The following is a 13,511-nucleotide window of genomic DNA, read 5'->3' on the forward strand; positions in this document are numbered from 1 at the left end:
AAAGGGGTTGTTCAGGGCTTGAGTTCGAGCTGGATCTCGCCCAGCTCGTCCTTGCCCTTGGCGCCGAGCTGTTCGGCCTTGGCGGGCGGCCACTGGAAGGGCACGCTGACCACCTCGCGGCCGCCGACCTCGCGCGAGGCCTCGACCACCAGCTTGTAGCTGCCGGGCGCCAGTTGGCCCAGCGGCTTGGCGCCTTCGGTGAAGTTCAGCTGATGCTTGCCGGCGGGCTTGGTGGCGCCCGTCACGCCGTCGATCGGCACGCTCAGCTCGCGGCCGGTGCGGCGCCACCACTGGCGCAGGTCCTTCAGCCACTTGGTGCCTTCGCCCTCGGGGTTGTTGGTCTTGGTGCGGATGTCGTACCAGACGGCCAGCGTGGTGGCGACCGTGTTGTCAGGCTTCTCGATCCAGGCCGCCACGTAGGGGCGGTGGTATTCCGAGACGTTCAGGCGCGGGATCTCGATGTTCACGCCCAGGCCGGCGGCCACGGCCGGGCCGGCGAACAGCGCCGACAGCGCGATGGGAGCGAGGGGGTAGCGAAGGTGCACGGCAGTCCTTTGTGGAAGCGGGAAAACGGAGATCAGTGAATGAGCAGCAGCGCCAGCAGCAGCGGCGCCAGCAGGCCCAGGCCGACCATCGGCCAGGTGAAGGGGCGCTTGGTGGCGTGCATCTTGAGGATCAGCAGCCCGGTGACCGAGAAGACCAGCGCGGCGGCGGCGAAGATGTCGATGAACCAGCTCCACGCCACGCCCGTGTGGCGGCCCTTGTGCAGGTCGTTGAAATAGGAGATCCAGCCGCGGTCCGTCAGCTCGTACTCGGCCTCGCCATCGGGCAGCGCGATGCGCAGCCAGGCATCACCGCCGGGGCGCGGCAGGGAGACGTAGACCTCGTCGTCGGACCATTCGGCCTCGCGGCCCGCGGTGTCCACCTGCCACTGGGCCTGCACCCACAGGCTCACTTCCGGCGGCAGGGGGGCGCGGCCCTGGCGCTGCTGGCGCACCGCCGGCAGGGCGTTCTCCAGGCGCTCGCGCAGGGGCGGCGGCAGCGTGCCGTCGAGGCGGGTGACGGTGGGCCGGGCCTCGATCTGGCCGGCGTGGTTGAGCGTGATGCCCGTGATGCTGAACAGCAGCATGCCCACCAGGCACAGCGCCGAACTGACCCAGTGCCACTCGTGCAGGGTCTTGAGCCAGTAGGCGCGTCGGGAGGAGGAGGGAAGGGCGGAGGCGGCGGGCTGCATGGGCGCGCCGGATTCTAGCCACTCAAATGAGAACGGATTGCATTTGGGGCGCCTTGGGCCCTCGGCACGGAGGCGCGGACGCGCTTGCCATCCCTGCATCGAATGCTATGGATTCGATAGCTGCAAAGTTCCGGTAAAGATATCAAGAAAAAGGCCCCGAAGGGCCTGAGCTGGTCTGCCGGGCGAGATCAGTCCGCCTCGCCCATCTGCGACTGCAGGTAGTTGGGCAGCCCCACCTTGTCCACCAGATCGATCTGCGTTTCCAGGAAGTCGATGTGCTCCTCGGTGTCTTCCAGGATCTCCTGCAGCAGGTCGCGCGAGACATAGTCGCGCACGGATTCGCAATAGGCGATGCCGGCCTTGAGGGTGGTCTGGGCGTCCTGCTCGGAGCGCAGGTCGCAGGCCAGGATCTCGGGCACGTCCTCGCCCACCTGGAGCTTGGCCAGGTCCTGCAGGTTGGGCAGGCCGTCGAGCATGAAGATGCGGTCCATCAGCTTGTCGGCGTGCTTCATCTCGCCGATGGATTCCTCGTATTCCTTCTTCGCCAGCTTGTCCAGGCCCCAGTGCTTGAGCATGCGGTAGTGCAGGAAATACTGGTTGATGGCCGTCAGTTCGTTCTTGAGCTGCGCCTGCAGATGGTCGATGACCTGGGGGTCGCCCTTCATGTTGTTGTCCTTCATCAAAAACAGTTGCGGGCGCCATTGTCCCGACCGTGCCGGGGGCCGTACAAGTCAAGTCCCTGCGCGGGCGGTCTGCATGCGTTTGATGCTGAGACACGTTCGCACAACGCGGCAATCGTCATAGGCGGCAGGGTCATGATTAATAGTTGATTTCTATTGAATCGTCGATTTCAATGCATATAATCATGTCTCACCCGATTGTTCAACCTCCTCCACAGAAGGAAAGCACATGTCCGTCATCAACACCGAAATCAAACCCTTCAAGGCCACCGCGTACAAGGATGGCAAGTTCATCGACGTGTCCGATGCCGACGTCAAGGGCAAGTGGGCCGTCTTCTTCTTCTACCCGGCCGACTTCACCTTCGTGTGCCCGACCGAACTGGGCGACGTGGCCGACCACTACGCCGAGTTCCAGAAGCTGGGCGTGGAGATCTACTCGGTCTCGACCGACACCCACTTCACCCACAAGGCCTGGCACGACTCGTCCGAGACCATCGGCAAGATCAAGTACACGATGCTGGGCGACCCGACCCTGGCGATCAGCCGCAACTTCGAAGTCCTGCGCGAAGACCAGGGCCTGGCCAACCGCGGCACCTTCATCGTCGACCCGCAGGGCGTGATCCAGGCGCTGGAAATCACCGCCGAAGGCATCGGCCGCGACGCCAAGGACCTGCTGCGCAAGGTCAAGGCGGCGCAGTACGTCGCCTCGCACCCGGGTGAAGTCTGCCCCGCCAAGTGGGAAGAGGGCGCCGCGACGCTCAAGCCCTCGTTCGACCTGGTCGGCAAGATCTGATCGCCCTCCCATGACCGGCCCCCGGCTGGCTTTCGGGCCCCGTATCGACGCCTTCCCGCCCTGGCGGACGGCGTCCGCCTGAACGCGCCAGCCCGGCGGCCTCGCTTCGAGCGCCGCCCCGAGTCGAGCCCGGGGGCACCGTACCCCGGGCTCTTGTTTTTTGAATGCCAGAGAAAGAGAGATCGCCATGCTCGACGCCGCCACCAAGGCCCAACTTGCCAGTTACCTCGAACGCATCTCGCGACCCATCGAGATCGTCGCCTCGCTCGACGACACGCAGGCCTCGCAGGAGACCCGCGCGCTGCTCAAGGACATCGCCGAGTCGTCGAAGCTGGTGACCGTGGTGGAAGACAGCTCCGCCGGCACGCCGCACCGCACGCCCTCGTTCTCCATCAACCGTCCGGGCGAGAGCAGCGGCCCGCGCTTCGCCGGCCTGCCGATGGGCCACGAGTTCACCTCGCTGGTGCTGGCCCTGCTGCAGGTGGGCGGCTACCCGCCGAAGGTGGAGCAGGCGATCCTCGACCAGATCAAGGCCCTGGACGGCGACTTCGAGTTCGAGGTGTACGTCTCGCTGACCTGCCACAACTGCCCTGACGTGGTGCAGGCGCTGAACCTGATGGCGGTGCAGAACCCGCGCATCAAGACCACCATGATCGAGGGCGGCACCTTCCAGGACGAGATCAAGGAACGCCAGATCATGGGCGTTCCCACCGTCTTCCTCAACGGCACGCAGTTCGGCTCCGGCCGCATGAGCCTGGAGGAGATCCTGGCCAAGATCGACACCAGCGGCGTGGAGCGCGAGGCCAAGAAGATCTCTGCCAAGGCGCCGTTCGACATGCTGATCGTCGGCGGCGGCCCGGCCGGCGCGGCCGCGGCCGTGTACGCCGCGCGCAAGGGCATCCGCACCGGTGTCGCCTCCGAGCGCTTCGGCGGCCAGGTGCTGGACACGCTGGGCATCGAGAACTTCATCTCGGTCAAGGAGACCGAGGGACCGAAGTTCGCCCTGGCGCTGGAAGAGCACGTGCGCCACTACGACGTGGACATCATGAACCTGCAGCGCGCCAAGGCGCTGGTGCCCGGCGATGGATTCATCGAGCTGCAGACCGAGAGCGGCGCGACGCTGAAGGCGAAGACCGTGGTGCTGGCCACCGGCGCGCGCTGGCGCAACATCAACGTGCCGGGCGAGCAGGAGTTCAAGAACAAGGGCGTGGCCTACTGCCCGCACTGCGACGGCCCGCTGTTCAAGGGCAAACGCGTGGCGGTGATCGGCGGCGGCAACTCCGGCGTCGAGGCGGCCATCGACCTGGCCGGCATCGTCGGCCACGTGACGCTGATCGAGTTCGACGCCAAGCTGCGCGCCGACGAGGTGCTGCAGCGCAAGCTGCGCAGCCTGCCGAACGTGACGGTGATCACCCACGCGCAGACCACCGAGATCACCGGCACCGACAAGGTGAACGGCCTGAACTACAAGGACCGCGGCACCGGCGAGGTGCATCGCGTCGCACTGGAGGGCGTGTTCGTGCAGATCGGCCTGGTGCCCAACACCGAATGGCTCAAGGGCACGCTGGAGCTGTCGCGCCACGGCGAGATCGTGGTCGACGACCGGGGCCAGACCTCGGTGCCGGGCGTGTTCGCGGCCGGCGACTGCACCACGGTGCCGTTCAAGCAGATCATCATTGCCGCCGGCGATGGGGCCAAGGCGGCGCTGGGCGCCTTCGACCACCTGATCCGCACCTCGGCGCCGGCGGTCGAGCAGGACGTCGCCGTTGCGGCCTGAGCCGCCGCGGCTGGGCTGCCGGGCTCCGGCTCAGTAGCTCAGCCGCTCCGGCCGGATCTCCTGGAGGATCGTCGTCGCGATCTCCTCGATCGACTTGGTGGTGGTCGACAGCCAGCGGATGCCGGCCCGGCGCATCATCGCCTCGGCCTCGTTAACCTCGTAGCGGCAGTTCTCCAGGCTGGCATAGCGCGAGTTCGGTCGGCGCTCGTTGCGGATCTCGGCCAGCCGCTCGGGCTGGATGGTCAGCCCGAAGATCTTCTTGCGGAAGGGCACCAGCGCCGGCGGCAGCTGGCGGCGGTCGAAGTCCTCCGGAATCAGCGGGTAGTTGGCCGCCTTCAGGCCGTGCTGCATCGCCAGGTAGAGCGAGGTGGGCGTCTTGCCGCTGCGGCTGACGCCCACCAGGATGACGTCCGCCGACTCCAGGTCGCGGTTGCTCTGGCCGTCGTCGTGCTGCAGGCTGAAGTCGATCGCGGCAATGCGGTCGTTGTATTCCTTGCTCTTGCTGATGTCGGAGAAGCGGCCGATGCGATGGTTGGACTTCATCGCCAGTTCGATCTCCAGCGGGCGCACGAAGGTGCCGAACATGTCCAGCAGCATGCCCTTGCAGCCGGTCTCGATCACTTCCAGCACCTCCATGTCCGCCAGGGTGGTGAAGACGATCGGCCGCATCCCCTCCACCTCGCCGGTGTGGTTGATCTGGCGCACCGCCTGGTGGGCCTTGTCCACGGTGTCGGTGAAGGGCAGCCGCACGTGGCGCGGCTTGATCTCGAACTGGGCGAGCACGGCGTTGCCGAAGGTCTCGGCGGTGATGCCGGTGCCGTCGGAGACGTAGAAAACGGTGCGGGTACGGGGCGTCACGATGGGGTTCCTGTCCTGCAGCGGCCCAGCAAGAGCCACGCCTACAATCCGCCCCATTATCGGGACCGAGTCTCCCGCCCCCACGCCACTCCCATGCAGCCCGGCCGCGCACCCAGAGCCAGAAGAACGATCGTGCCCCGTGCCCGCCTGCATGCCGCTGCGCCGCTTTCAACTTCCGGAGCCTTCCCATGTCTCAACTCTTCGACGCGACCGCCTTGGTCGTACCGTTTGAAAACCTGAGGATGACCGACGTCGAGGCGGTCGGCGGCAAGAACGCCAGCCTCGGCGAAATGATCTCGCAACTGCCGCAGGGCGTGCGCGTGCCCACCGGCTTCGCCACCACGGCGCATGCCTTCCGCCAGTTCCTGGCGCACGAGGGCCTGTCGGACAAGATCAGCCAGCGCCTGGCCACGCTCGACATCGAGGACGTGCGCGCCCTGGCCGCCGCCGGCGCCGAGATCCGCGGCTGGATCGAGGCCCAGCCCTTCCCGGCCGACCTCGAAAAGGCGGTGCGCGATGCCTTCGCCACGCTCTGCGCCGGCAACGACCAGGCCAGCTTCGCGGTGCGCTCCTCCGCCACGGCCGAAGACCTGCCCGACGCTTCCTTCGCCGGCCAGCAGGAGACCTTCCTGAACGTCGTCGGCATCGAGGACGTGCTGCACAAGATGAAGGAGGTCTTCGCCAGCCTCTACAACGACCGCGCCATCAGCTACCGCGTGCACAAGGGCTTCGCGCATGACGTGGTGGCTTTGTCGGCCGGCGTGCAGCGCATGGTGCGCTCCGACCTGGGGGCCGCGGGCGTGATGTTCACCATCGACACCGAATCCGGCTTCGACCAGGTCGTCTTCATCACCAGCAGCTACGGCCTGGGCGAGACGGTGGTGCAGGGCGCGGTGAACCCCGACGAGTTCTACGTCCACAAGCCGATGCTCGAAGCGGGCAAGAAGGCTGTCATCCGCCGCAACCTCGGCTCCAAGCTGATCCAGATGGAGTTCGCCACGCCGGAGGAGAAGAAGGCCAGCGGCAAGCTGGTCAAGACCACCGACGTCAAGGCCGAGTTGCGCAACCGCTACTCGCTGGCCGACGACGAGGTCGAGCAACTGGCGAAGTACGCCCTGGTCATCGAGAAGCACTACGGCCGCCCGATGGACATCGAGTGGGGCAAGGACGGCACCGACGGCCAGCTCTACATCCTGCAGGCGCGCCCCGAGACGGTGAAGAGCCAGCAGGCCGGCAAGGCCGAGCAGCGCTTCAAGCTGCTCAGCAAGGGCACGGTGCTGGCCGAGGGCCGCGCCATCGGCCAGAAGATCGGCACCGGCCCGGTGCGCCTGGTCAGCAGCATCGCCGAGATGGACAAGGTGCAGGCCGGTGACATCCTCGTCACCGACATGACCGACCCCAATTGGGAGCCGGTGATGAAGCGCGCCAGCGCCATCGTCACCAACCGCGGCGGGCGCACCTGCCACGCGGCCATCATCGCGCGCGAGCTGGGCATCCCGGCCGTGGTCGGCTGCGGCGACGCCACCGACCGCCTGAAGGACGGCACCCTCGTCACCGTGAGCTGCGCCGAGGGCGACACCGGCCACATCTACGACGGCCTGCTGGAAACCGAAGTCACCGAGGTCCAGCGCGGCGAGATGCCCGCCATCAAGACCAAGATCATGATGAATGTGGGCAACCCGCAGCTCGCCTTCGACTTTGCCCAGCTGCCCAACGCGGGCGTGGGCCTGGCGCGGCTGGAGTTCATCATCAACAACAACATCGGCGTGCACCCCAAGGCCATCCTCGACTACCCGCAGGTCGACGGCGACCTGAAGAAGGCGGTGGAGTCGGTGGCGCGCGGCCATGCCTCGCCCCGGGCCTTCTATGTGGACAAGGTCGCCGAGGGTGTGGCCACCATCGCGGCCGCCTTCTGGCCCAAGCCGGTGATCGTGCGCCTGTCGGACTTCAAGTCCAATGAGTACCGCAAGCTGATCGGCGGCAGCCGCTACGAGCCGGAGGAAGAGAACCCGATGCTGGGCTTCCGCGGTGCGGCGCGCTACATCAGCCAGGAGTTCGGCGAGGCCTTCGCGATGGAGTGCGAGGCGCTCAAGCGCGTGCGCGAGGACATGGGCCTGACCAACGTGCAGATCATGGTGCCCTTCGTGCGCACCCTGAAGCAGGCCGAGCGCGTGACCGAACTGCTGGCCGGCCACGGCCTGAGGCGCGGCGAGAACGAGCTCAAGCTCATCATGATGTGCGAGGTGCCCAGCAACGCCGTACTGGCGGACCGCTTCCTGGAATACTTCGACGGCTTCTCGATCGGCTCGAACGACCTGACGCAGCTCACCCTGGGCCTGGATCGCGACTCCGGCCTTGAACTGCTGGCGGCGGACTTCGACGAGCGTGACCCTGCCGTGCAGGCCCTGCTGGAGCGGGTCATCCAGGCCTGCAAAGGCAAGGGCAAGTACGTCGGCATCTGCGGCCAGGGCCCCAGCGACCACCCCGACTTCGCCCAGTGGCTGGCGGGGCAGGGCATCGAGTCGATCTCGCTCAACCCCGACAGCGTGATTGACACCTGGCAGCGCCTGGCGCAGTCCTGACAGGCCGGCCCGCGCAGCGCGGGCCGCGCCGGATGTTGCACTGCGGCGACGTGTCGTGCGCACAAAGGCGCGGAAAGCCGCCCGGGAAATCCCTGTCAGCCTCGTGTAATTGAAAAAAATTGTGAGTTTGGTGCCAAACTCCTGCGGAACGCGTCGGCGTGAGCGCCAACTGGCGTTCCGCGCGGCGGTGCAGGACGGAGACCGCCATGATTCTTGTCAAGACCGAAATGGGCCAGCAGGTCATGAGGGACCGTTCGGTCCGGCTGACACCGCGCCAACGCTCCGCCTTCATCCTGTTCGACGGCCGTCGATCGGTGGCGCAGGTGCTGGACGCCGGCATGGGCGTGACCCAGGAAGACGTGGACCAGCTCGTCGACCTGGGACTGCTGGGCCGGCCCGCGCCGGGGGAGGAGGCGCCATCGGCCTCGCCTGCAGCGGCTGCCGCGGCGGTGCCTGCGGCCAGCGGACGCGAGCGCTACCAGACGGCCTATCCGATCGCCACCCAACTCACGGCCAGCCTCGGGCTGCGCGGCTTCCGGCTCAATCTCGCCGTGGAGGCTGCAACCACCTACGAGGAACTGGCCGCCCTCCTGCCGAAGATCCGCGCGGCGGTGGGGCCGGACAAGGCGCAGGCCCTGGAGCGGGCCCTGCTGGGGTGATGATCCTGGCGCTGGCGCGCACGCTATAATCGTGGGCTTTTCCTTGCCACACCGCCTGGACGCGGCGGGTGGCTTCACGAACCCACAAGGAGTGCCATGCGTCACTACGAGATCATTTTGCTGATCCACCCGGATCAGAGCGAACAGGTTCCGGCCATGCTGGAGCGCTACAAGGGCATGATCGCCGCCGGCAACGGCAAGGTGCATCGTGTCGAAGACTGGGGCCGCCGCCAGCTGGCCTACCAGATCAACAAGCTGAACAAGGCGCACTACCTGTGCATCAACATCGAGGCCGACCAGGCCGTGATGGGCGAACTGGAACACGCCTTCAAGTTCAACGACGCCGTGCTGCGCCACCTGACGGTGCAGAAGAAGAAGGCCGACACCGGCCCGTCGTCGATGATGAAGACGGTCGAGCGCGAAGAGGCTCGCAAGGCCCAGCAGGCCGAGTACGCCGCCAACAACAGCTGATGTGACGCGATCGGGTGCGGCCAACCAGCTCGTGCTGACGGCCTGCATCACCGAACTCGCCGCCTTGCGTTTCACCCCCGCCGGCCTGCCCGCCGTCGACCTGCGACTCGAGCACGAGTCGACGCTCGAAGAAGCAGGGCAGACCCGCCAGGTGAAGGCGGCCCTGAAGGCGGTGGCCTTCGGTTCGGTGGCCGAGCGGCTCGCACGGCAGGCACTGGGCAGCCAATGGCTCCTCAGGGGTTTCCTGGCCACGCCGCGCAACGCGAAGCACCCGGTCTTCCACATCACCGAGTTCCAGCAAGATTAATTTTCGAAAAGAGGTCCCGAAATGGCCACGTTCAAGAAATTCAACAAGGACAAGCGTCCCAAGCGCAACAGCCAGTCGCTGCTGTTCAAGCGCAAGCGCTTCTGCCGCTTCACCGTCGCCGGCGTCGAAGAGATCGACTACAAGGACATCGACACCCTGCGCGACTTCATCAGCGAGAACGGCAAGATCATCCCGGCGCGCCTGACCGGCACCCGCGCGATCTACCAGCGGCAGCTCAACACGGCCATCAAGCGCGCGCGCTTCCTGGCGCTGGTGCCCTACACCGACCAGCACCGCATCTGAGGAGAGGCCTGAACCATGCAAGTCATTCTTCTGGACAAGGTCGTCAACCTCGGCGCCCTGGGTGAGATCGTCAAGGTCAAGGACGGCTACGCCCGCAACTTCCTGATCCCCAGCGGCCGCGCCCGCCGCGCCACCGAAGCCGCCAAGGCGGAGTTCGAGGCCCGCCGCGCCGAGCTGGAAAAGGCCGCCGCCGAAAAGCTGGCCGCCGCGCAGGCGCAAGGCGAGAAGCTGGCCGGCACGACCGTCAAGCTGACGCAGAAGGCCGGCGTCGACGGCCGCCTGTTCGGCTCCGTCACCAACCACGACATCGCCGACGAGCTGAAGAAGCTGGGCTACGACGTGGCCAAGTCGCAGGTGCGCCTGCCCAACGGCCCGATCAAGACGGTGAGCGACACCACCGTCAACGTGCAGTTGCACACCGACGTGGTGGTGGATATCACCGTCACGGTGTACGGCGAGACGGCGTAACGCCTTCGGCAAAGGAGAAACAAGGCCGCGCTGTCGCCGGCCTTGTCCTTCAGGAGCCGCCCCTCGGGGCGGCTTTGTTTTTCCGGCGGTGTTGTCCCGCACTGCGCACCGCATGCGCACCGGTTTTCCACAGGGTTGTCCTGTGACTGGTGTTGCGTGCCGGCCTAGCATTGAAAGCTCCCAAGGAAGTCCATGTCCGCTGTCTTCTCCTTCCCCGACGAGCCCCGTCCCGACGACCGCCAGGTCGCGCAACTGCGCGTTCCACCGCACTCCATCGAGGCCGAGTCCAGCGTGCTGGGCGGCCTGCTGCTGGACAACGGCGCCTGGGACCGCTGCGGCGACCTGCTGGTCGACGCCGACTTCTATCGCCACGAGCACAAGCTGATCTTCGCGGCCATCGGCCAGCTCATCAACGCCAACAAGCCGGCCGACGTCATTACCGTCCACGAGCAGTTGCAGAGCCTGGGCAAGTCGGAAGAGGTGGGCGGGCTGGTCTACCTGAACGCGCTGGCCCAGTACGTGCCGAGCGCCAGCAACATCCGCCGCTACGCGGAGATCGTGCGCGAGCGCTCCATCCTGCGCAAGCTGATCTCCGCCTCGGACGAGATCGCCACCAACGCCTTCAACACGCAGGGCAAGGCGGTCGACAAGCTGCTGGACGAGGCCGAGCAAAAGATCTTCAACATCGGCGAGGAAGGCTCGCGGATGAAGCAGGGCTTCCAGAGCATGGAGTCCCTGGTGGTCGAGTTGCTCGACCGCGTGACCGAGATGGCCGACAACCCCAACGACATCACGGGGGTGCGCACCGGCTTCTACGAGTTCGACAGGATGACCTCGGGCCTGCAGCCGGGCGACATGATCGTGCTGGCGGCGCGCCCCTCGATGGGCAAGACCTCGCTGGCCATCAACATCGCGGAGCACGTCGCCATCGAGGAGGGCCTGCCGGTGGCGGTGTTCTCGATGGAAATGGGCGCCGCGCAGCTGGCGGTGCGTATCGTCGGCTCCATCGGCCGCATCGACCAGGGCCACCTGCGCACCGGCAAGCTGACGGACGAGGAGTGGCCGCGGCTGACCGAGGCCATCGAGAAGCTGCGCAACGTCTCGCTGCACATCGACGAGACGCCGGGCCTGACCACGAGCGAGCTGCGCGCCAACGCGCGGCGCCTGGCGCGGCAGTACGGGCGCCTGGGCCTGATCGTGGTCGACTACCTGCAGCTGATGAGCGTGTCGTCCAGCATGAGCGACGAGAACCGCGCCACGGCGGTGGGCGAGATCTCGCGCGGCCTGAAGATGCTGGCCAAGGAGCTGAAGTGCCCGGTGATCGCGCTGTCGCAGCTCTCGCGCGGGGTCGAAAGCCGCACCGACAAGCGCCCGATGATGAGCGATCTGCGCGAGTCCGGCGCCATCGAGCAGGACGCGGACCTGATCATGTTCATCTACCGTGACGACTACTACAACAAGGAGTCGAAGGAGCCGGGCGTGGCCGAGGTCATCATCAGCAAGCACCGCAACGGCCCGACGGGCACGGTGAAGCTGGCCTTCCTCAAGCCGCTGACCAAGTTCGAGAACCTCGCGTTGGGCACAGGCGACGATTTCTGATCAGGGTGATGCCGCTGGAGCGGGCTATGGCTTCGCTGGCGGCGCGCAGGGAGCGTCCTGTCGTGCCGGCTTGCGCATGAGCCGCAGCAGGTCGGCCAGCGTCTTGCCCGGCTCGTCGCGAAAGCGCTCGTCCAATACCTGCACGACGTCGATGCGGTCCACGCGAAAGCCGCGGAAATCTCCGCGCAGTTCGCACCAGGCCGACAGCGTCCAGACCTTGCCCCAGTAGAAACAGCCCAGCGGGCGCACCGTGCGGCGGCTGGCGGCGTCGTTGACGTCGCGGTAGTCCAGGCGCAGCTTCTGCCGCGCCTGCACGGCTTCGCGCAGCGCCTGCAGGTGCGCGCGCGTGGCATCGTTCATGGCGATGGCCGGCGCGTACAGCGCCAGCGCCTCGGCCGAGGCGCGCGCCGCGGGCGGCAGCACCGACAGGATCTTGCCCAGCGCGTTCTCGATGTCGCCCGCCATGGCGGCATCGACCCAGCTCTGGGCGAGCCGCGCGGCCGCCACCAGCGCCCGCGCTTCGTCCTGCGTGAACATCAGCGGCGGCAGCTCGAAGCCCGCGCCCAGGCGATAGCCGATGCCGGCCTCACCTTCGATCGGCACGCCCTGGTGCTGCAGGTCGGCCACGTCGCGGTAGACCGTGCGCTCCGACACCTCCAGCCGCCGGGCGAGGAAAGCGGCCGTGGTGAGGCGCCGCCCGCGGATGAGCTGGACGATCTGGAACAGGCGATCGGCACGGCGCATGGCGGATAGGGCGGGGCAGGCTACTCGACGCCGATGTGGACCGTGAGGTCCGTGGGGCTGGTGTAGGCCTCGAAATCGCTGCGGTAGCTGCGCCTGATCTCGGGGTGCGTCTCGAAGTAGCGCCAGATGTGCTGCCAGGCGTCGAGCACCGCCTGCGGCATTTCGCCGTGGGCCTCGAACACCAGGTAGTCGCCGGCTGCGACCTGCACCGTGCCGCCTTGCGACACGGCCACGCCGGAGATGACGTCGAAGGCCCCGCTGGCGTCGGATTCGTAGTTCGCGTACACGCCGAAGTTGCGGTCGTCGGCGGTGCGGTGCGGCGTGCGCGCGTACACCTCCTCGGCGAAGAAGCGCTGCCAGAGGCCGTCGATGCGCATGGTGGCCGGGGCGTTTTCCTCGGCGTTGGTGGTGCGCACGCGCGGGCCCGCGACCCAGAAGGCCTCCTGATGCTGACGTGTCGGTTCCATGGTGTGCAGTCTCCCGAGTGATGTCACCGGCCGGATCGTCCAGGGCAGGTCCGCATGGCATGCGCGATGACCCGCATGCGGGCCGGCGCATAGCGTACATCGCGCTGTCGGGGCGCGAAGCCGCTGCCGATGTCGGCGTGAGGCCGGTCGCGGCCACGTTGTGGGCGTCCGGCGCCGGCGGCCGCATGCGGGTCGTCACGGGCCTGCAGGAACAGGCGCAAGGGGAAGCGTATCGGCATGGCCTTGTATCTTTAAGCCTCGGACCGGCTCGGGTAGCCCGAGCGGCCTCTGGGATGCGTGAAGCCCGTGACTGAGCACTGGGCGCCTGAGCCGGACCGTCCTTTCTTGCAGCCCGAACGGTTGTAGGAACTTGAAGTTCGCATAGACAAGGATGGGAGTGAGAGGACGTGTCCGACTGTGTTTTTATCGGTATCGATGTCTCCAGCCAGACGCTGGAGGTCGCCAGCAGCGACCAGGCCAAGACCTGGCAGCTCGCCAATGACGTCAGCGGCATCGAGCAACTCGTCCACCAGGCCATGGCCCTGGCGCCGGCCCTGGTGGTGTTGGAG

At 66.9% G+C, this 13,511-nt stretch carries 15 protein-coding genes and 1 pseudogene; 10 read left to right on the forward strand and 6 right to left on the reverse strand.

The window, feature by feature from the left end:
• Positions 1–11: 11 nt before the first annotated feature.
• The 3 genes from Q392_RS15380 to bfr all read right to left on the reverse strand — a co-directional run bounded on the left by Q392_RS15380 (position 12) and on the right by bfr (position 1,899).
• Entirely contained in the window at positions 12–545 is a 534-nt protein-coding gene (locus Q392_RS15380) for a DUF2271 domain-containing protein (protein ID WP_038209452.1), read from the reverse strand.
• Positions 546–577: 32 nt separating this feature from the next.
• The gene (locus Q392_RS15385) at positions 578–1,234 is read right to left on the reverse strand and encodes a PepSY-associated TM helix domain-containing protein (protein WP_038209455.1); all 657 of its coding nucleotides are present in this window, start codon (positions 1,232–1,234) and stop codon (positions 578–580) included.
• Positions 1,235–1,422: 188 nt separating this feature from the next.
• Positions 1,423–1,899: a bacterioferritin gene (gene bfr, locus Q392_RS15390; RefSeq protein ID WP_038209517.1), complete on the reverse strand. Its 477-nt coding sequence runs from the start codon at positions 1,897–1,899 to the stop codon at positions 1,423–1,425.
• A gap of 244 nt (positions 1,900–2,143) precedes the next feature.
• Between bfr and ahpC the strand changes: the two genes are divergently transcribed.
• Both ahpC and ahpF read left to right on the forward strand, forming a co-directional pair.
• Positions 2,144–2,707, forward strand: a complete 564-nt coding sequence (gene ahpC, locus Q392_RS15395) for an alkyl hydroperoxide reductase subunit C (RefSeq protein ID WP_038209457.1) — start codon at positions 2,144–2,146, stop codon at positions 2,705–2,707.
• 187 nt (positions 2,708–2,894) lie between these two features.
• Positions 2,895–4,484: an alkyl hydroperoxide reductase subunit F gene (ahpF, locus tag Q392_RS15400; protein WP_038209458.1), complete on the forward strand. Its 1,590-nt coding sequence runs from the start codon at positions 2,895–2,897 to the stop codon at positions 4,482–4,484.
• A 30-nt stretch (positions 4,485–4,514) separates the two neighbouring features.
• Here the strand turns inward: ahpF and ppsR are convergent, their stop codons facing one another.
• Positions 4,515–5,342 carry a posphoenolpyruvate synthetase regulatory kinase/phosphorylase PpsR gene (ppsR, locus tag Q392_RS15405; RefSeq protein WP_038209460.1) on the reverse strand — a complete coding sequence of 276 codons (828 nt, stop codon included), beginning with the start codon at positions 5,340–5,342 and terminating at the stop codon, positions 4,515–4,517.
• A 188-nt stretch (positions 5,343–5,530) separates the two neighbouring features.
• Between ppsR and ppsA the strand changes: the two genes are divergently transcribed.
• The 7 genes from ppsA (at position 5,531) to dnaB (ending at position 11,731) form a co-directional block, all read left to right on the forward strand.
• Positions 5,531–7,924, forward strand: a complete 2,394-nt coding sequence (ppsA, locus tag Q392_RS15410) for a phosphoenolpyruvate synthase (protein ID WP_038209462.1) — start codon at positions 5,531–5,533, stop codon at positions 7,922–7,924.
• A gap of 206 nt (positions 7,925–8,130) precedes the next feature.
• Entirely contained in the window at positions 8,131–8,583 is a 453-nt protein-coding gene (locus tag Q392_RS15415; RefSeq protein ID WP_038209468.1) for a hypothetical protein, read from the forward strand.
• Between the two features lie 96 nt (positions 8,584–8,679).
• Positions 8,680–9,054 (forward strand): 30S ribosomal protein S6, encoded by a 375-nt coding sequence (rpsF, locus tag Q392_RS15420; protein ID WP_038209473.1) that lies wholly within the window; start codon positions 8,680–8,682, stop codon positions 9,052–9,054.
• Between the two features lies 1 nt (position 9,055).
• Entirely contained in the window at positions 9,056–9,361 is a 306-nt protein-coding gene (gene priB, locus Q392_RS15425; RefSeq protein WP_038209476.1) for a primosomal replication protein N, read from the forward strand.
• Between the two features lie 21 nt (positions 9,362–9,382).
• Complete coding sequence (rpsR, locus tag Q392_RS15430) at positions 9,383–9,664, forward strand: 30S ribosomal protein S18 (protein ID WP_038209478.1); 282 nt, start codon at positions 9,383–9,385, stop codon at positions 9,662–9,664.
• 15 nt (positions 9,665–9,679) lie between these two features.
• Positions 9,680–10,132 (forward strand): 50S ribosomal protein L9, encoded by a 453-nt coding sequence (gene rplI / locus Q392_RS15435; RefSeq protein WP_038209481.1) that lies wholly within the window; start codon positions 9,680–9,682, stop codon positions 10,130–10,132.
• Between the two features lie 192 nt (positions 10,133–10,324).
• Positions 10,325–11,731 (forward strand): replicative DNA helicase, encoded by a 1,407-nt coding sequence (gene dnaB, locus Q392_RS15440; RefSeq protein ID WP_038209484.1) that lies wholly within the window; start codon positions 10,325–10,327, stop codon positions 11,729–11,731.
• A 24-nt stretch (positions 11,732–11,755) separates the two neighbouring features.
• Here the strand turns inward: dnaB and Q392_RS15445 are convergent, their stop codons facing one another.
• Together Q392_RS15445 and Q392_RS15450 are read right to left on the reverse strand one after the other, a co-directional pair.
• Entirely contained in the window at positions 11,756–12,475 is a 720-nt protein-coding gene (locus Q392_RS15445) for a helix-turn-helix transcriptional regulator (RefSeq protein WP_038209486.1), read from the reverse strand.
• Between the two features lie 20 nt (positions 12,476–12,495).
• Positions 12,496–12,942: a GyrI-like domain-containing protein gene (locus Q392_RS15450; RefSeq protein WP_038209487.1), complete on the reverse strand. Its 447-nt coding sequence runs from the start codon at positions 12,940–12,942 to the stop codon at positions 12,496–12,498.
• A 407-nt stretch (positions 12,943–13,349) separates the two neighbouring features.
• Between Q392_RS15450 and Q392_RS34210 the strand changes: the two are divergent.
• Positions 13,350–13,511: pseudogene (locus Q392_RS34210) on the forward strand (IS110 family transposase); the annotation flags it as partial.

The sequence above is a fragment of the Xenophilus azovorans DSM 13620 genome (assembly GCF_000745855.1).
Lineage (GTDB): Bacteria > Pseudomonadota > Gammaproteobacteria > Burkholderiales > Burkholderiaceae_C > Xenophilus > Xenophilus azovorans.